This window comes from Sphingomonas jaspsi DSM 18422 (assembly GCF_000585415.1).
Lineage (GTDB): Bacteria > Pseudomonadota > Alphaproteobacteria > Sphingomonadales > Sphingomonadaceae > Sphingomicrobium > Sphingomicrobium jaspsi.
Genome location: NZ_KK073876.1, coordinates 1,314,381 through 1,332,308, shown reverse-complemented (window position 1 = coordinate 1,332,308; position 17,928 = coordinate 1,314,381). Strand labels below are relative to the sequence as shown.

Annotated in this window: 16 protein-coding genes and 1 tRNA gene; 6 read left to right on the top strand and 11 right to left on the bottom strand. The window is 66.7% G+C overall.

Annotation, left to right across the window (positions count from 1 at the left end; genetic code table 11):
- Nucleotides 1-6: 6 nt before the first annotated feature.
- From G570_RS06785 to G570_RS13645, 3 genes are read right to left on the bottom strand one after another with little or no spacing between them, the layout of a single operon-like run.
- A complete protein-coding gene (locus G570_RS06785) occupies nucleotides 7-891 on the bottom strand; it encodes a tyrosine recombinase (RefSeq protein WP_037500465.1) in 885 nt (294 codons plus the stop codon).
- Nucleotides 888-2,696, bottom strand: coding sequence for a hypothetical protein (locus tag G570_RS06780; protein WP_037500463.1), 1,809 nt, complete (start codon nucleotides 2,694-2,696; stop codon nucleotides 888-890). The genes G570_RS06785 and G570_RS06780 overlap by 4 nt, the downstream gene beginning before the upstream one ends.
- A complete protein-coding gene (locus G570_RS13645) occupies nucleotides 2,677-2,817 on the bottom strand; it encodes a hypothetical protein (protein WP_156930356.1) in 141 nt (46 codons plus the stop codon). Before G570_RS13645 ends, G570_RS06780 begins: the two co-directional genes overlap by 20 nt.
- Nucleotides 2,818-2,908: 91 nt before the next feature.
- Between G570_RS13645 and G570_RS06775 the strand changes: the two genes are divergently transcribed.
- Both G570_RS06775 and G570_RS06770 read left to right on the top strand, forming a co-directional pair.
- Nucleotides 2,909-3,448, top strand: a complete 540-nt coding sequence (locus tag G570_RS06775) for a shikimate kinase (RefSeq protein ID WP_037500458.1) — start codon at nucleotides 2,909-2,911, stop codon at nucleotides 3,446-3,448.
- Nucleotides 3,445-4,503, top strand: a complete 1,059-nt coding sequence (locus G570_RS06770) for a 3-dehydroquinate synthase family protein (protein ID WP_037500455.1) — start codon at nucleotides 3,445-3,447, stop codon at nucleotides 4,501-4,503. The genes G570_RS06775 and G570_RS06770 overlap by 4 nt, the downstream gene beginning before the upstream one ends.
- On the opposite strand, the gene G570_RS06765 is transcribed toward G570_RS06770, so the two are convergent.
- The 4 genes from G570_RS06765 to G570_RS06750 are packed head-to-tail and all read right to left on the bottom strand — an operon-like array spanning nucleotide 4,465 to nucleotide 8,594.
- A complete protein-coding gene (locus G570_RS06765) occupies nucleotides 4,465-6,306 on the bottom strand; it encodes a monovalent cation:proton antiporter-2 (CPA2) family protein (RefSeq protein WP_051504122.1) in 1,842 nt (613 codons plus the stop codon). The two genes, G570_RS06770 and G570_RS06765, sit on opposite strands and share 39 nt — an antisense overlap.
- A complete protein-coding gene (locus tag G570_RS06760; RefSeq protein WP_051504120.1) occupies nucleotides 6,303-6,740 on the bottom strand; it encodes a hypothetical protein in 438 nt (145 codons plus the stop codon). The genes G570_RS06765 and G570_RS06760 overlap by 4 nt, the downstream gene beginning before the upstream one ends.
- 10 nt (nucleotides 6,741-6,750) lie before the next feature.
- Entirely contained in the window at nucleotides 6,751-8,088 is a 1,338-nt protein-coding gene (gene cysS / locus G570_RS06755) for a cysteine--tRNA ligase (RefSeq protein WP_218915877.1), read from the bottom strand.
- The gene (locus G570_RS06750) at nucleotides 8,085-8,594 is read right to left on the bottom strand and encodes a CvpA family protein (protein ID WP_037500452.1); all 510 of its coding nucleotides are present in this window, start codon (nucleotides 8,592-8,594) and stop codon (nucleotides 8,085-8,087) included. The genes cysS and G570_RS06750 overlap by 4 nt, the downstream gene beginning before the upstream one ends.
- 95 nt (nucleotides 8,595-8,689) lie before the next feature.
- Between G570_RS06750 and hrpB the strand changes: the two genes are divergently transcribed.
- The 4 genes from hrpB to G570_RS06730 all read left to right on the top strand — a co-directional run bounded on the left by hrpB (nucleotide 8,690) and on the right by G570_RS06730 (nucleotide 12,770).
- Nucleotides 8,690-11,146, top strand: a complete 2,457-nt coding sequence (gene hrpB, locus G570_RS06745) for an ATP-dependent helicase HrpB (RefSeq protein WP_037500450.1) — start codon at nucleotides 8,690-8,692, stop codon at nucleotides 11,144-11,146.
- A gap of 32 nt (nucleotides 11,147-11,178) precedes the next feature.
- Nucleotides 11,179-11,460, top strand: coding sequence for an NADH dehydrogenase ubiquinone Fe-S protein 4 (locus tag G570_RS06740; protein ID WP_037500447.1), 282 nt, complete (start codon nucleotides 11,179-11,181; stop codon nucleotides 11,458-11,460).
- Between the two features lie 63 nt (nucleotides 11,461-11,523).
- Nucleotides 11,524-12,654 carry a non-hydrolyzing UDP-N-acetylglucosamine 2-epimerase gene (gene wecB, locus G570_RS06735; protein ID WP_051504118.1) on the top strand — a complete coding sequence of 377 codons (1,131 nt, stop codon included), beginning with the start codon at nucleotides 11,524-11,526 and terminating at the stop codon, nucleotides 12,652-12,654.
- A 40-nt stretch (nucleotides 12,655-12,694) separates the two neighbouring features.
- Nucleotides 12,695-12,770, top strand: a tRNA-Glu gene (locus tag G570_RS06730).
- 391 nt (nucleotides 12,771-13,161) lie between these two features.
- Here the strand turns inward: G570_RS06730 and G570_RS06725 are convergent.
- Genes G570_RS06725 through G570_RS06710 form a run of 4 tightly spaced genes read right to left on the bottom strand, consistent with a single transcriptional unit; the run spans nucleotide 13,162 to nucleotide 17,736 of the window.
- Complete coding sequence (locus G570_RS06725) at nucleotides 13,162-14,328, bottom strand: SAVED domain-containing protein (RefSeq protein ID WP_037500442.1); 1,167 nt, start codon at nucleotides 14,326-14,328, stop codon at nucleotides 13,162-13,164.
- An 11-nt stretch (nucleotides 14,329-14,339) separates the two neighbouring features.
- Entirely contained in the window at nucleotides 14,340-14,804 is a 465-nt protein-coding gene (locus G570_RS06720) for a M67 family metallopeptidase (protein ID WP_037500439.1), read from the bottom strand.
- Nucleotides 14,801-16,531 carry a ThiF family adenylyltransferase gene (locus tag G570_RS06715; RefSeq protein ID WP_037500436.1) on the bottom strand — a complete coding sequence of 577 codons (1,731 nt, stop codon included), beginning with the start codon at nucleotides 16,529-16,531 and terminating at the stop codon, nucleotides 14,801-14,803. The genes G570_RS06720 and G570_RS06715 overlap by 4 nt, the downstream gene beginning before the upstream one ends.
- Nucleotides 16,528-17,736, bottom strand: a complete 1,209-nt coding sequence (locus G570_RS06710) for a nucleotidyltransferase domain-containing protein (protein WP_037500433.1) — start codon at nucleotides 17,734-17,736, stop codon at nucleotides 16,528-16,530. The genes G570_RS06715 and G570_RS06710 overlap by 4 nt, the downstream gene beginning before the upstream one ends.
- Between the last annotated feature and the right edge of the window lie 192 nt (nucleotides 17,737-17,928).

Below are 17,928 nucleotides of genomic sequence, written 5' to 3'. Positions count from 1 at the left end.
AAGGGGTTAACGGGGCTGGTCAGCCAGCGGATGGCGCGCGTTGACCAACTCGACCAGTCGCGCGGCGTCGACATGGGTGTAAATCTGCGTCGTCGCGATGTCGGCATGGCCGAGCAGCGCCTGCAGCACGCGAAGGTCCGCCCCGCCCGCCAGCAGGTGGGTCGCAAAGGCATGGCGCAGCACATGCGGGCTGACCCGGTCGGGCGCGATTCCCGCCAGCGCCGCCATGTCGCGCACCAGCTGGAACAGCCGCACCCGCGACAGATGCTTCTTGCCCGACGGGAACAGCCAGATGCTGTCGACGGGCACATGCTTCAGCCATTCGGCGACCGCGCCCGCCGCCCGTTCGCTGACTGGCACCAGCCGTTCCTTGTCTCCCTTGCCGCGTAGCATCAGGAAGGGCTGGCCCTGCCGCACCGCACGCCGCGGCAGGCTGACCAGTTCGGTCGCACGCAGGCCCGAACCGTAGAGCAGTTCGAGGAGGGCGAGGTTGCGCAGCGCGATCGGCTGCCCGCTCTGCGCCCGCCCTTCGACCTCTGCAAACATCGCCTCGACCTCGTGGGTGTCGAGCACCTTGGGCAGCGGGCGGCGAAGCGCGGGCTTGGGCAGCGCCGCCGACGGGTCGTCGGGGCGATAGCCTTCGTCCATCAGGAACCCGAACAATCGTCGCAGCGCCGAGGACCGCCGGGCAACGGTCGAGGGCGCAAGGTCGGCCCAGGCCTCGCCCAGTCGCTCCAGCTCCTTGGGCCCGGCCTTTTCGATCGATCCCAGCGCCGCAGCGGCGGCTTCGAAATCGCTGCGATAGGCGAGAAGCGTGTTGCGCGACGCGCCGACTTCGGCCGCCATCATGTCGCAGAAGCGGTCGACCAGCGCGCGGTCGCTCTCGTTCACGCCCGGGCGACCGCCTCGGTCGCGATCATCCGCGCCAGATAGTCCTGCCCGGTCGCCTTGAGCGCCTTGACCGAATGGTAGAGGTAGAAGGGCTTCACCGCCGCCAGGTCGCCGCCTTGGAATGCCGATGCCACTAACAGCAACACCGTTCCCGACTGGCCGCGCTTGGCGGCGTCGTCGATCAGGCGGCTCCAGCCGGTCTGGTTGCCGAGCCCGAGGCTGTAGGAACGGCTGAGCGACGTCGCGGCTTCGGCATCGATCCGGCCGAGGCCGGCGAGGCCGGCGACCAGCACCGCGGTCGCCCGCTGCTGCTCGCTGCCGTCCTCATCCTCGAAATCGCCGACCTTGCCTTCGGTGATGCCGAGCGCTCGGGGGTCGGGCGCGCCGACCGCGAGCAGGCCCCAGGCCTGCATCCGGTCCTTGTCGTCCATGTCTTCCAGCGCGGGGATCCAGCGCGCCGCTTCGCGGTCGAAGCCGCCGGCGAACAGCGATTCGAGGATCCGGTCGGCGTCGGGGCCAAGGTCCGAACTGGGCGTCAGCCGCCGCGCCGCGCGCGACAGCAGCACGCGGTTCGCCCAACGGTCGGTCAGGCCTTCGCCCTTGCCCCACAGCTGGCGCATCGCGTCCATCCGCGCATCCTGGTCCTCGCCGACATAGGCCAGCCGCAGCTGCCAGTAATCGGTCGACCCCAGCGTGTCGGGATCGGTCGCGTCGTAGGCGGCCGAATAAAGGTCGACCAGCGCCTCGCTGGAAAAGACGCCGAGCGCCGCGGCGATCCGCGCCGACGCGATCCGCTGTTCAGCGGAAAAGATCGGCGATCGCGCCAGCCAGCTGCGCATCGTCGGCGACGCATCGTTGATCAGCCGTTCGGGCGGCAGCAGGCCGGTGGCGGTGGCAAGGCCGAAGCGCCAGCTGTTCAATTGCTGGACCGGTTCCCATTCGATCGTGACGGCGCGGGCGGTTTCCGCACCCGCCCCGACCACCTTGTCGGCCAGCGCGATGTCGATCCCGCTCAGCTTGCCGCGGCGGCGCGCGTTCTGGATGTCGGCGGCGGCGCGTTCGGGCTCGCCATAGAGCGACGCGCACATCGCCTGGATCAGCGACGCGACATTGGGTTCGACCTTTTCGACGCCGTCGCGATACGGGCACATCGCCGACGGGTCGCCGGTCGCCAGCGCGGTCTGGATCGCCATCTGCTTCAGCTTCGGCGTCGCTTCGTCATTGTCGAGCTGCGACAGCAGCAGCCGCGCGGCATCGGCCTCGCCCATGCGCAGCAGCATCCACACCCGCTCGGCACCCCAGTCGTAGGGATTGATGCCGCCAGGCGCGGGGGCGGCGGCGATCAGGGCGTTGCGTACGCCGATATGCACCCAGCGCGACGCCAGCGGTGCCTGGTTGCGGCGCAGCAGGGTCTGCAGCGCCTTGCCATGCGCAGCGCCGAACGGCTGGGCGCCCAGTCCCAGCGCAACCGGCGACAAAACGCCCGCGGTGCGCGGGTCGTGCCGGGCGGCGGCGGGCAGTTCGACCTGCTTGGGCTGTTCCATCTCGACCGGCTCGTCGCCGGGAGCGAGCGTGCTGCTTTCCTGCACCGCCCCGCCTTCGGCTGCGCCCGATGGCGCCGGCGCGGGGCGCGTCGGCTGCGGCAAGGTCGGCGCGTTGACCGGCGGCGGCGGCGGCGTGGCCGGATCGCCGAAGCCCGGCGGCAGGATCGATTCGGGCTTGTCCTGCGCGATCGCCGGGATGGTCAGCGCCAGCGCTACGCCGGCACCCGCCGCCAGAAGGATTTTAGCTTTTCGGCGCGGCATCGGTCGTGACATCGGCCTCGATCGTCTGGGTCGGCTGTTCATGGACGCTGGTCGACAGGAAATAGGTCCCGCCGACCAGCAGCAGGAGAAGGACGATAAGGACAATAATTCCGCGAGGCATGATTTCTCCGCTTGTCGGCACGGTTCGGGCATGCTTTTGCCCGACCTAGGTCCCCGATGTATAGCCCCGCCGGAACATATAGCGCGCAAAAGTGGAAAAGCTGATCCGCCTTCTTGACCGTCCCATCGTGTTGGTGGGGTTGATGGGCGCAGGAAAGTCGACAATCGGTCGGCGCCTGGCCAAGCGGCTGAGCCTCGATTTCGTCGACAGCGACGTAGCGATCGAGGATGCGGCCGGCGCCACTACCGCGGAAATCTTCGAACGCTATGGCGAGGCCGATTTTCGCGACGGCGAGCGGCGGCTGGTCGCGCGGCTGATCGACGGGACGGTCCGCGTCATCGCCACCGGCGGCGGGGCGTTCAACGACCCGCGCACCCGCGAACTGCTCAACCAGCGCGCGATCACCATCTGGCTCGACGCGCCGATCGACGTGCTGGCCGAACGCACCGGCCGCAAGGACAACCGCCCGTTGCTGCAGGGCGGCAACCGCGAGGAAAAGCTGACCAAGCTGATGGACGAACGCCACGCTTATTACAGCGAGGCGCATCTCCATATCCGCAGCGGCACCGGCGCCCATGGCGAAGTGGTCGAGGCGATCATCGACGCCCTGCAGGAACGCCTCGCCAAATGACCGTCATCGCGGCCGGGGGTTACGACATATTGATCGGCCCGATCGAGGCCGGGCTGGAGCGCATACGCGACCTCGCCCGCGGCGAAACGCCGCTGCTGGTGACCGACAAGCGGGTGTTCGCGCTGCACGGGTCGCGCATTGCCGAAGCGCTTGGCGCCGACGTGGCGCTGGTGCCCGACGGCGAGGAGGCCAAGGACTGGCCGGTGCTCCACCGCCTGCTCGAACGATTGTCGGCGCATAACGCCAGCCGCACGACCCCTGTCGTCGCCTTGGGCGGCGGGTCGGTCGGCGATCTCGCCGGTCTTGCCGCCGCCCTGTTCAAACGCGGCTGCCCGATCGTGCATATCCCGACCACCCTGCTGTCGCAGGCCGACAGCGCGGTGGGCGGCAAGACCGCGATCGACGCCTTCGGCGAGAAGAACCTCATCGGGACCTTCCACGTCCCGTCGCTGGTGGTGGTCGACCCCGACCTCACCGACACGCTCGACCAGCGGCAGCTTCGCGCGGGCTATGCCGAGATCGTCAAATATGGCCTGATCGACGACCCTGCCTTTTTCGCCTGGTGCGAAGCCAATGGCCGCGGCGTCATCGCCGGCCACCGCGATTTGCGCCTGCACGCGATCGAAACCGCCCTGCGCGCCAAGGCCCGCATCGTCGAAGGCGACGTCCGCGACATGAAGGGCCAGCGCGCATTGCTCAACCTCGGCCACAGCTTTGGCCATGCGATCGAAAGTGAAGCGGGCCTCGGCAAGGTGCTGCATGGCGAAGCGGTCGCGCTGGGCATGGCGCTGGCGCATCGCTTCTCGGCCCGGCTCGGCCTGTGCGCGGCAGCGGATGCGGAGCGGGTCGCCGCGCACCTGGCCGCCTGCGGGCTGCCGGTCACGCTGGCCGCGGTCGGCGTCAGGGGACCTTCGCTGCTCGACTGGATGGCGCGCGACAAAAAGAACCTCGGCGGCAAGCTGTCGCTGGTTTTGACGCGCGGGATCGGCCGGGCGTTCGTCGACCCGGCGGTCGATTCAGGCGCCCTGGGCGCCTTCCTCGCCGACGCCGCCTGACGGCGCATCGTCCAGCGCCCGGTCGGGCCCGAAGCTGCGTTCCAGGCCAGCCCGCAAATTGCCAGTCGAGGCCTGCCGTTCCAGCCGTTCGCAATCGCGCAGCCGATATTCGCGCTCGACCCGGTCGATCTCGTCGCCCGCAATCCCGGCGTCCTTGAGCGCCGCCCGCCCGAACTTGACCGCGCTCTCGAACAGTTCGCGCTGGGTATAGGCAAGGTCGAGGCTGTCGAGTTCGATCATGTGCACCCGGTCGTAGGTTCGCACCATCACCCGCGCCTGCGGGAAGGCTTCGAGCACCCGTTCCAGCGCCTCCTTGCTCAGCGCCTTTTCGCCATTGTCGTTGCAGAACAGGATCGCCCGCGCCGTTTCCGCGCCAGCAAGGCGCAGCAGGTCGAGCCGGGTGCCGTCGCCGAAATAGACCTTCTGGCCGAAGCTGCCGGCGACGTCGATCATCTCGGCATCGGTATCGACGATGGTAACGCTGATCCGCTTGGCCATCAGCATCTGCGCGACCGTCTGGCCGAAGCGGCCATAGCCGACGACGATGACCGGCGTGTCCGGGCTTTCTTCCGGTCCTTCGCGGGTGTCGTCGTCGCTGCTGCGGCGATCGAGCCGGTCAGTCAGGCGCATGAGGAACGGCGTGGTCATCATCGACAGGGTGACGACCGCGCCGAACAGCGATGCCGCTTCGGGCAGGATCAGGCCAGCCGTCGCCGCCTGCGGAAACAGGACGAAGCCGAATTCGCCCGCCTGGCTGAGCAGCAGCCCGACCCTCACCCCGCGCCGCCACGGAAGGCGCACGACCCGTCCGATCAGCGCGATGATCGCCACCTTGATCACGATCACGGCGGCCGCGATGCCGACCACGAACAGCGGCCGCTCGGCAATCACCTTGAGGTCGAGCAGCATGCCCACCGACAGGAAGAACAGGCCGAGCAGGATCGAGCGAAACGGCTCGACGTCGCTTTCCAGTTCGTGGCGATACGGGCTTTCGGCCAGCACCACGCCGGCGACGAACGCACCCAGCGCGACCGACAGGCCGAGGAAATGCATCAGCGCCGCCGACGCGATGACCGTGAACAGGCCCGCGACGACGAACAGCTCGCGCTCGCCGAGCCGGCCGATCAGCCGGAACATCGGGTTGAGGATGAACCGCCCCACCAGCACCAGCCCGACGATCGCGCCGACGGTGTAGGCGGCCAGCGTCAGGCCGGTCGGCTGGCTCGGGTCGGGCGGCACCCGACTCATCGCCGCGATGATGGTGATCATCGGCACGATGCTGAGGTCCTGGAACAGCAGGACCGAGAAGATGCGCTCGCCGCGCGGCGTGTTCTGCGCCCCCTCCGACCGGAGCATCGGCAGTACCTGCGCGGTCGACGACAGCGCCAGCGGCAGGCCGATCGCCAGCGCGGCCTCGGGCGTCACCTGCAGCACGAGGTGGATGAACAGGCTCAGCGCCAAGCCCGACAGCACGACCTGCGCCAGGCCAAGCCCGAAGATGTCGCGCCGCAAGCGCCACAGGCGGCTGGGGTGGAGTTCAAGGCCGACGATGAACAGCAGCAGCGCGATGCCGATTTCGCTGACCGCCGCCATTTCTTCCGGGTCGCGGACCAGCCCCAGCAGCTGCGGCCCAATCAGCGCCCCGCCGACGATATAGCCCAGCGTCGCGCCCAGCCCGAGCTTGCGGAACAGCATGACGAACACCAGTGCGGTGCCGAGCATGATGGCCCCGGCTTCGAGCATGAAGCCGGTCTGCTTGGCGGTTTCGGCGGCGGTCGCGGCGGCGAGGAGGAGCGCGGTCATTGCGCCTCTAATGCCGCGACAAGGGCCCGGAAGGGAAGCAGGATTGCACCGTGGCGGCCGCTGCGGCTGCGTGCAGGGTCCAGCACGGCCATGCCGGGCCAGGGTTCGCCGTCCGCTCCGCCGAGCCAGGCCCTGACCGCGTCGACGGCGGATCGGGCTTCGGCGAGCGAGTTCCCCTCTGCATATTGCCCGACCAGCGCGGCGGCGGCCTGCCCGAAGGCGCACGCCTCGACCGCCTGCCTCAGCGCAGTGACGCGGCCGTCGGCATCGGTCTCGACCACCATCGCGACCCGGCTGCCGCAGGTCGGCGAGCGCACGTCGACGGCGTTTGGAAGCTCGGCGAAGGGCACGATGCCGGGGATCGACGCCGCAAGGCGGAGGATGTCGCGCGTGTAGAGCGGCTCGCTCACGGCACGATCGGTGATGGGGCGCATGACGCAGGCATCATGCGCGGCGCCAAGTCGTGCCCTGCGGCCCGTCTTCGAGCAAAATGCCTTCCGCCTTCAGCTCGTCGCGGATGCGGTCGGCGGTGGCGAAATCGCGCGCCTTCTTGGCCGCGTTGCGCTGATCGACGAGCCCGTCGATGCGGGCATCGCCGTCGCCGCGGAACCAGCCGTCTTCGCTCTCGGTGAGCAATCCGAGCAGGTTGGCGCTGGCCTTGAGCACCGCCGGTTCGGCGATCTGGCCGAGCCGGGACAGCGCCAGCGGCGTGTTGAGGTCGTCGTAGAGGGCTTCGACGACCCCCGCATCGACTTTGCCCGGCGCGGCATCGCCCGCCTTGCGGTAGAGCCCGTCGAGCGTGGCCTTGGCCTGCGCGATGCCGACTTCGGTCCACGGCAGCGGCTGGCGGTAATGCGCCGACAGCAGCGCCATGCGCAGCACTTCGCCCTTATGCTCTTTCAGCAGCGCCTCGGGCGTCACGACATTGCCGAGCGACTTGGACATTTTCTCCGCGCCCATGTCGACGAAGCCGTTGTGCACCCAGTAACGGGCAAGCGGCTTGCCGCCATGCGCGCAGCGGCTCTGCGCGATCTCATTCTCGTGGTGCGGGAAGATGAGGTCGAGCCCGCCGCCATGAATGTCGATCGTCTCAACATGTCCTGCATCTTGGCGATCACCGAAACCCTCGATCATTGCCGAGCACTCGATGTGCCAGCCGGGACGTCCACGACCCCATGGCGATTCAAAGCTGAGCGCGACTTGCTCTGCGGAATCACCAGCTGGCTTCCACAGTACGAAGTCCGACGGATCGCGTTTGTAAGGTGCAACTTCGACGCGTGCACCGGCGATAATTGCATCGCGGTCGCGGCGCGATAAGGCTCCATATTCCGAGTCGCTCGGCACTGAGAAAAGAACATGACCCTCCGCCTCGTAGGCGTATCCGCCATCAATGAGGCGCTGGATCATATCGATCATCCGCGGAATGTACGCAGTTGCTCGAGGAGCGAACGTCGGCGGGTTGACCCCTAACGCACCCATGTCATCGAGATAATGTTGGTAGTAGCGCTCTGTGATGACGCGATAGCCGACACCTTCAGCCTCAGCGGCAGCGATGATCTTGTCGTCGACGTCGGTGACGTTGCGGGCGTAGATCACCTCGGCGTCCGGATAGGCATGTTCCAGCACCCGGCGCAGCAGGTCGAAGATCACCGCCGGGCGGGCATTGCCGATATGGGCGCGGCCATAGACGGTCGGGCCGCAGCAATAGAGGGTGATCCGCTTGGGGTCGGCAGGCACGAACTCGCGCTTTTCGCGGGCCATGGTGTCATGCAGGCGGATCACAATTTCACTCCGGGATGTTGGCGGGTTTCGACCCAGTCGACGATGGCGCGACCGGTGGCGTTCAGAAGCGGGAAGGTGCGGCTGTCGGTCATCCATTCGGGCCGCTTGGCCTCGCCGCCATAGACCATGTCGGTCGCAAGGTTGGCGAGCAGGAAGAAGAGCGTCGCGCCGATCAGGCCCTTCAGCATCCCGAACCCGCCGCCGAGCAGCCGGTCGAACGGGCCGAGGAGCGATCGCCGCGCCCTGCCCCCGACCGCGCGGGCGAACAGCTTGGTCGCGATGAAGGCGGGCAGGAACAGCAGCGCAAAGGCCAGCGCCGACGCCCCCGCAGGGGTGCCGACGCTGTCCACCAGCCGTTCGGCGAGCGGGGTGTGGAACAGCTTGAGCGCCGCGATGCCGACCACCCAGGCGACCAGCGACAGCACTTCATAGGTGAAACCGCGCACGAAGCCGACCAGGGCTCCGCCGCCCAGTAGCAGCAACACGAAGATGTCGAGCGCGGTCATGATGGGCGAAGCGCTAGCGGAGGGAGGCGCGGCTGCAAAGGGGCCTGATGTACGCAGTTGCACAAATTCGCACGCCTGTGCCATGCGCCGGTGCGATGGTTTCCCGCCCCGCCCTGCCGATCGACGAGGTGCTGCCCGACCTGCTCGGTGCGCTGCGGGGCGGGCCGCGCGCGCTGCTGATCGCGCCGCCGGGCGCAGGCAAGACGACGCGGGTCGCGCCCGCGCTGCTGGGCGAACCTTGGTGCGCGGGACAGGTGCTGCTGCTGGTGCCGCGCCGGCTCGCCGCGCGGTCGGCTGCGGAATATATCGCCCGCGAACGGGGCGAGGCGGCGGGCGAGACGGTCGGCTATGCCACGCGTCTCGACAGCAAGGTCGGCAAGGCCACCCGCCTCATCGCCATGACCCATGGCGTCTACCTGGCGCGCCTGCAGGCCGATCCCGAACTGGCCGGGGTCAGTGCGGTACTGTTCGACGAAGTGCATGAACGCAGCCTCGACAGCGACCTCGCGCTTGCGCTGACGCTGGATGCGGCGGAGGGATTGCGGCCCGACCTCAGGCTCCTCGCCATGTCGGCGACGCTCGACGGCGAACGCTTCGCGCGTTTGATGGGCGATCCGCCGCGGATCGAAAGCGAGGGCAAGACCTTCCCGCTCACTCTCCACCACATCGGCCGCGACGCGACGGCGAAGATCGAACCGCAGGTGGCGGCGGCCTGCAAGAAGGCGCTGGCCGAGCATGACGGCTCGCTCCTCGCCTTCCTGCCCGGCGTGGCGGAGATCGAGCGCACCGCGACCGCGCTAGGCGACCTTCCCGCCGACGTCGTCCTCCACCGCCTCCACGGCCAGGTCGATCCCGCCGCCCAGCGTGCCGCCCTCGCCCCGCCCGCGCCCGGCACGCGCAAGCTGGTGCTGGCGAGCGCGATCGCCGAGACCAGCCTGACGCTCGACCATGTCCGCATCGTCGTCGACAGCGGGCTTGCGCGACGCCCGCGCTACGACCGCGGTGCGGGGCTCACCCGCCTCGTCACCGAACGCGCCAGCCGCGCCGCCGTCACCCAGCGCGCGGGCCGCGCCGCGCGGCAGGCACCGGGCGTGGCGATCCGGCTGTGGGAAGAGGCCGCGACCGCCGCCCTGCCCGCCCACGACCCGCCCGAGATTTTGGAAGCCGACCTGTCGAGCCTGCTGCTGACCTGCCTGTTGTGGGGCGAGCAGGATCCCGCCCGCCTGCCCTTCCTCGACCCGCCGCCTGTGCCCGCGCTGGCCGAGGCGCGCGAGCGGCTGACGCGGCTGGCGGCGCTCGATTGCCAAGGTCGCCTCACCGACCATGGCCGCGCCATCGCCGGCTGGCCGCTCGAGCCGCGCCTCGCGCACATGATGATCGAGGCGGGGCGACTGGGGTTCGCCAAGGCGGCGGCGGACGCGGCCGCGTTGCTCAGCGAACGCGGCATCGGCGGCAACGACGCCGACCTCGAGCTGCGCCTGCGGCGGTGGGGCGGCGACCGCTCGCCCCGCGCCACGGCCGCGCGGCGCATGGCCGACAATTGGACCAAGCGCGCGGGCGGCAGCAGCGGGCAGTCCCACGACCTCGCCAAGGCCGTCGCCCTCGCCTTCCCCGATCGCCTGTCGCGCCGTCGCGATGCCAGCGGAGAGCAGTGGCAGTCGGTCGGCGGGCGCGGCTTCCGCCTCGACCCCGCCTCGCCGCTCGCCAGCAGCGAATGGCTCGCCGTCGCCGAGGTCGCGGGGGCAGCCTCAGGCGCGCGCATCATGTCCGCCGCGCCGATCGCGTGGAGCGATATCGAAGCGCTTTACGGGAACCGCATCGAGGCTTTCACCGACGTTCGGTTCGACCCCGCCACCGCGGCGATCAGCGCGACCAAGGGCAAGCGCCTCGGGGCCATCCGCCTGTCGAGCGCGCCCGACCCCAGGCCCAACCAGCCAGCGGTTGAGCGCGGCCTCGTCGACGCGGTGCGACGCCACGGCCTGTCGATCCTGCCGTGGAGCGAAAGCGCGAACGCCTTGCTCCAGCGCGCCGCCTTCGCCGCGCAGCATGACGGCAGCATCGCCGACCTTTCGGACACTGCGCTTATCGCCAGCCTCGACGACTGGCTCGCACCGTTGGTGGCGGGCAAGCGACGTCTTGACGCCATCGACGCCGGCGCGCTGCGGAGTGCCCTCGACGGCCTGCTCGGGTACGAAGGCAGCCGCGCGGTCGACAAACTCGCCCCGACCCATTTCCACTCGCCCGCCGGATCGTCGCACCCGATCGACTATGCCGCAACCGGTGGCCCGACCGTCGAAGTGCGCGCGCAGGCGCTCTATGGCCTTAAGGATCATCCGACCGTCGCCGGGGGCCGCGTGCCGCTGACGCTGGCGATCACCAGCCCCGCGCATCGCCCGATCCAAACCACCAAAGACCTGCCCGCCTTCTGGGCCGGAAGCTGGCGCGAGGTCGCCAAGGAAATGCGCGGCCGATACCCCAAGCACCCCTGGCCCGACGATCCCGCCGCCGCCCCGCCGACGCTGCGCACCAAGCGCGCGTCCGGCCACTCTTGATTCTGCGAGCCAGTTGCGCCAATCGCTCGCCCATGGCCACCGCACGCATCATCGAAGAACAGCGCAAGACCACCCAGTCGGGCAAGGCCAAGGCCGGCCGCTGGACGCTGGAATTTGAACGGCAGCAGCCGATGCGGCCCGACCCGCTGACCGGCTGGGCCGGAAGCGGCGACACCAATACCCAGCTGCGTATTTCTTTCGACAGCAAGGAAGAAGCGCTGGCCTACGCCGAGAAAAAGGGCCTTGAGACCCACATCGTGCCCGCCGGACCAGTCAAGCTAAAGATCCAGGCCTACGCAGATAATTTCCGTTAACCAGCAAGACTTGTAATCTTCACTGGATTGTCGCAAATTGATCCCGCCGAATGAGGGGGGATTTTGGCGCACGCGTCCATTGCGCTTGTTATTGGGACTCGTCCCGAAGCCATCAAGTTAAGTCCGGTTGCCCGTGCGCTGGCCGCGCAGGGGCTGAAGCCGCTGCTGATCGTCACCGGGCAGCATCCCGGGCTGGAACTGGCGGGGCACGACCTCGACGGGTTCGATTCCGTGCCGCTTTGCTGCGAAGGCCTGCCTGACCCGACGATCCATGCCGACCTCGTCCGCAGCGCGATGACGCGGGTGCTGGCGCTCCGCGGGATCGACATGGTGATCGTGCAGGGCGATACGTCGAGCGCGCTCGGCGGCGCGCTGGCCGCGCGCGAACAGGGCCTGTTCCTGGCCCATGTCGAAGCGGGGCTGCGCAGCCATGATCCTCGCTTTCCCTGGCCCGAGGAAGAAAACCGCGTCCAGATCGACCGGCTGGCCGATCTTCTGTTCGCCCCGACCGCAGGCAATGCCGCCAATTTGCGCCGCGAAGGCGTGGCGGGCGAGGTCCATGTCACCGGCAACACGGGCATCGACGCGCTGGCAACGCTGGTCGGGCCCTTGCCGCTGAAAAAGCGGTTTCGCCTGCTGCCCAAGCGCAAGTTCCAGCTGCTGGTGACCTGTCACCGGCGCGAAAACTGGGGCGACGGCCTCGCCCGGCTGGCCGATGCGCTGAACGACCTCGCCGGCGATCGGGGCGTGACGATCGACGTCGTTCTGCATCCCAACCCGACGGTCGCGCAGGCGATGGCGGAGCTTGTCCGCGGCCAGGAGGCGATCCGCGTGCTGCCGCCGCTGTCGCACGACGCGCTGGTGACAGCGATGCGGCGGGCCGACTTGCTGATCAGCGATTCGGGCGGCATGCAGGAAGAGGCCCCCGCGCTGGGCGTGCCGATGCTGGTCCTGCGCCGCCGCACCGAACGGCCCGAAGCGCTGGCCAGCGGCAACGCGCGGATGCTGGAACCCGATCCCAAGTCGATTGCCGCGACGGTCCGCGCGCTGCGCCGCGATCACCGCGAGCTGGAAGCGATGGCGCGGCCGACGATGCCGTTCGGCGACGGCCGGTCGGCCCCGCGCATCGCGGGCCTGACCCGCGCCTGGCTCGACCGTCATAGCGCCCGCGAGCCGGTCGCCGGCGTCGCTTGATTGTCGGGGCGGGCAAGCCCATCTTGCCCGCCACCGCCAAGGCCCCTTCGTCTAGCGGTCCAGGACGTCGCCCTCTCACGGCGAAAACACGGGTTCGAGTCCCGTAGGGGTCACCAGCGTTTTCAATGGCTTATGTGCCGGAGGATCAAAACTTCGGTAATAATCGGGTAATATCCCGTTACGTCGTTCAGATGGCGCCTGCTGCGTAGCGGTCTGACCGACTCGCACGAGCCGTCACCAGTTTCTTCGAGGCAGTGGCTATCGGCTGGAGCAACGTGCACTCCACGGGTCTTGGTATTTGAGTACTAAAGCTGCAGTTGCGTCTGGAATGCGCCCATGGTCGCCGGCGCGGGGCGGTCGCGCGCAACCCGAAACCGGCCATTCGTTCAGGATGATCGCGAATTTCCGAAATGCGCCCAAATTGGTCACTCGATCACTTTCGTCGAATTCCCGAAAGCTGGATCGATCAACCTCAAACCGCCTGCCAAGTCGTACGATCCCGACCGTCTACTTTGCGCGATGGGTCTCACCGACCGTGAACGTTTCAACAAAGCCCGCCCCGCGCGTCTGATCGTAAATACGTAGCGGTAGATCCGCCTTCGGCATCCAGACGCGTCCGGTCTCAACGGCCAAGGAAACGGGCAGTGCTGGAAATAGGTTGATCACCGTGTCCTCGCCATGCCGTGCCTTGATGTCATTGTAGAGTTTGCGCAGGGCTGAGCGGAACGCGACAAGATCTTCGGGCTGGCGGACCACATCGTTGCCCGGCTCAGCGATCGACAAGGACCAGATTGCGGCATTCTCACCCAGGACGTCGTAGATTCGCTGGTCGGTCACCGTCGCGCTCACCGCGAGCTTCAAGGCGATCTCGCCGTCCGCGCCCTCGGTCGGTTCGCCGCGAACGAACTCCAACACCGGCTTGTCGCGCTGCCATTGCCAAGTCGGCGGCTCCCGGTGCAACTGATGGACGGTCGTCGGAACGATGTCATAAAGCAGTCGGCCAAGTTCGATCAGCAAGGGTTGCGGAGCCAGCGCGAAGACGCTCAGATGCCGTATTTCTTGTCGCTCGATCCTTCCACCAACCTTCTCCACGAAGAGCCGGTCGAGATTTCGGCGCTGCAGCGTCCAGTATTCGGGCTCATTGTCGCGATAGGCCTGGTTGAGCATCTCCAAGTCGATCGTCTGGCGCATCGCAGGGTGGCGCTCGGGCATCATTGCCGCGAAGATCGCCTGTGTCGAGACAAGCGCTTCGCTGCTGGCGATGGTCGCGCCGAAGCGAATGACATGTGAGGCGCGCTCTTCGTCGATGCCGGTATTGGTTTCGATGCGCTCCTCATGCGCCTTCTTCATCCCCACCAGCAGTTCTTCGGGATGCTCGGTTTCGGCGTCACTGTCGATGAGCTTGTGATGGCGCGCGCACATCAGCATCAGATTGGAAAGCTCCTTGGCTAGCAGGGGCGAGCGGACCGGATCGCCGCGCGGACCGCCGGGCGCGTCGGCGACGATATGCGCGATGAAGCCATAGAGCCCGTCTTCTTTGCCCGCGATCAAATCTCCCACTAGATCGACGTTGCATCCACGATACTCGCACCGCCCGGCAGCGCGCGCCCACAGGGCAGATCGCACCTTTGCAGGGATGCTAGTCCTCTTCGCCTTCCTTGCCGTCTCCGCCATGGGTTTTCTCTTTATCTCCCTTTGCGCGGATTCACCGATACCGGTCGCGGCGGGCCGGTCCGCTCGAACAGCGTCGCGCTCAGCGCGAGACCGCACCATCTTGTGCGAAAGATCATCAGCAAGGCGAACGGAATATCGCGTTCGCCGTGCACGAGACTCTCCATTGAGGCCACATCTTCGCGGCTCGGTACAGGCGAATGATTGGGATGGGAATGCCATTCGCCAATGTAGTTGAAGCGCGCGTAGTCGTGTCCGGTTCGCTCGAAGAACTCCTCAAGCGCGCGTTGATGTTCCTCGACCGAGCGCACGAAATGCGCCGCGCTGCCCTGCTGCCTGTCAACGGTGAAATCGACCAGCCGAAACTCCCCGGGAGCAAGCTGTTCAGCCATGAGAACGCCGCCGATCTCGACGCGCCCGGCTCGCGCGAGCTCGCGCCGCAGTCGCTTACGAAGCGGCTTGGGAAACGCGACCCTCATGATTTCTTGCCGGCATCTTCGGCCCCGGGAAACAACTCGCTCGCAAGGGCCTCAAGCTCCTCAGTCAGATTTGCATCCCGTTCCGGGCCCCATTCACCTTCGGGTACCAGCGAGATGGGCCAGGTATCGAATGGCGCTTCGAAAATCCAACCCGTCTTTAGGCCGATCGCGTAGGCCGACTGCGGATAGTGTGTTTCCTCAGAGGTTAGCGCGTCGAGCACCATGCGCGACATATGGCTGGCTATGACGGTGACGTCGGCGTCGTCCGCAATGACCGGGGGTGCCCCATCCGGCAGGTCGAGCCGATATTGCACAGCGCTGCCGGGCGGCGGATCTACCCCGCGATCGTCGCACCATTGATGGATCTGCCTGCGCGCGGCGTGGGGAATCGGATCGCGGTTCGGATGAAGCCGAGCGATGAGGCCGCCGATCCCGCCGGCGAACACTTCGCCCCAGACAAGCGTCTTCTTCTCGTTACGCGCCGCCGCGGCGCAGAGATTGAAGACCTGCGGCTCCGCCGTAGCGTCTATGATGACATCGCAGCCGCCGATGGCGACCAGCGCCGCATCGGTCTGCGTCGAACTTTCCTGAGTCCCCAACCCGACGCGGAACGAGCGAACCGCGGCGGACGGATTTAGCTCGACTATCCTTGCTTTTACCGCGTCGGGCTTATTGAGACCAACCGCCGTCCAGTCGAGGTCGTTGCGCACGAGATTTTCGGCAAAGAGGACATCGCCATCGACCAGCACGAACCTGCCCACCCCCGCGCGTGCAAGCGACGCTGCGATCTTCGAGCCTGCCGAACCGCACCCGACGACCGCGACGGATGCTTGGGCGAGCCTTTTGTAGGCCTGCGGCAGCCGGTCGGCGGCATTCGGGGCGCAGACGGTCCGATAGTCGTAGACGCTCCTTCGGCCCTCTCCCGCGCTGAGCGACATCATTTTGACGGTGCCGTCGCATTCTACGATCACGACAAGTTCGTCGGCTGATTGCACGAGCCTCTCGGACAGGTCCGCGCGGCCCGCGACCGAGATGATCGCATCAACGAAGTCGTACTCGGCTTTCACCTTGCGGATGAACGAGGCGTCGAGCCGAACAAAGACCCCCTTGCGGATCCGGAATTTCGGCATGCGCCCGGCAGCGTCCCAGTATTCACCCTCGCTTCCGATGCGCCACGGATGCGCCAACCAGCGTTCCGCGGCGAAATGCTCGACGATCTCGGCGTCGACAATTTTGGCCAAAGGGATTTTGGCAAGCGCCCCGCGCGCATCTTCGGGCAGCACGAAGCGCAGGTTCGTGTTGCGGATGTCCTGGCCGAGCGTCGTGCGGTGCGCGTCGGGAACTCCCGCCTCTTCGCCAGGCGGCCCGGTCTCTCCTGCAAGCAGGCGAAAGGCGCTTTCGATCATCATGGCACCGGTATAGGACGGGTCCCAGTTGTCCGGTCGGTATTCGAGGCACAGTTCGCCGCCCGCGCCATATTGGTGCCCCGAAAGCCGCACTTTCTCCCGCGGCCTAACCTGCGGCGGCATGTCGGGAAAGAAGCTGGGATAGGCGATGGTGAGCGGAATGCCCTTACCGTTGCGATCGATTTCGAAATCGGCGCACAAGGTAAGGTCCTTGGTCAGACGCCAGCTTACCTTGTCCAACCAAGCGCAGCGATCCTCGAGTTCGGCGATGGCAAGGCGTTCGCTTCGCGCCCGGCTAGGCAGCGAAGTCCACCAAATCATGCAAAGCCCTTCGGCTTGCTCGGCACGCGCGGAGTCGCAGCGAACGAGGGCGCGGCAGCGCCCGCTGACGCGGCCACCGCGCCGCGCAGCATCGATGATCTCAGACCGCCAGACGAGCGGTCCTTGGCTCGTTTCGCCAGCTCAACACCGACATGCGGGGAGAGCGTTTCCATGATCATCTGCGCGCTGTCCATGCCGGCCACCTTGGCAAAGTCGTCACGCGCCTGTCGCAGCCACTGGTAGAAGGAGCGCTCGCGTTCGGGAAACTCGGCCCATTTGTCGGCGAAGTTCTCCACAGGGTCGCTCGGATTTCGGATGATCGCCGTGTTGTCCCGGTCGCGATCGATATAGCGATCCATTCCCGACAGGATCGAGAGCAACGCGTCGGCAATCTCCTCCTCACCCGCATAGGCGTGCGCCGCCAGCGTCGTGATGATGATGGAGATCGGCGAGCAGTTGATCTCGTCCTTCTGAAACATGATGTCGCGGTGGCGTTTCAGGATCATGATCGCCGCCTGGAGCGGCGTTTGTACGCGATAGTCGGGGATGTCCTCAACGCTTGCGCTGATCGACTTGGCAAGCCGTTTCTTACGTTCGTTGAGCATGACGATCATGCGCGACTTGAACCATTCGAGATAGCCTTTCGGGTTCGAGCGCGGCCAGTCTTCTGTCAGGGTTTGATAGTCCAAACGCTCGTTATCGGTGATCGCAATCGCCGTGCCGGACCATTGCGCGTCCAAGCTCCGCGCTTCGAGCATCTTGCGGACGTATTGGTCGTTCGGCAGCGCCGGAACGATGTCCATGTGAAACTGCGCGCCGTCGGCATAGTTAAGCGTCCAGCAGCGGCGCCCTTCGCGCAACGGCTTCACCATGCCCTTGGACCTGCGATAGGCATCGATTTCGCGGCCGAGCAGAATCTTGAGGCGTTCTTGGGTCAGATCGGCCTTGGTAAGACCCTTGAGCTCGCAGACCGCGTCGATGTCATATTCTTCGTCGAGGTTGAGCGGCTTGATCACGGTGCCGAGGCCGAACGAGCCCTGAACGTAGACCGCCGGAGCAAATTGCGTGATCGCTGATTCAGGACGGTTCAGCCAGCGTCCGAGGGACTGATAGCTTTCATTGGCCTGTTCGTAACGTGTGTCGCTGATACTGAGCTCATTGACTAGAGCATCAATAAAACGGCGAGAAGACGCAGTCGCTAACATGACGAGGAGCTTCCTCCAAATGAATCGGTTTTCCCTTTTTGTTCCTACAGACATTCAATTCGGGCGACAAGTTCGCGAACCAAAATCGTACTCGATCGTGTGAGCGGACAGATCAAGACGTGGATTGGCGCTGTGCCCAAGCAAAGGTCCATGGGCGGCCAGTGAAAATGTTTCCTCGAACGCAAAAACAGC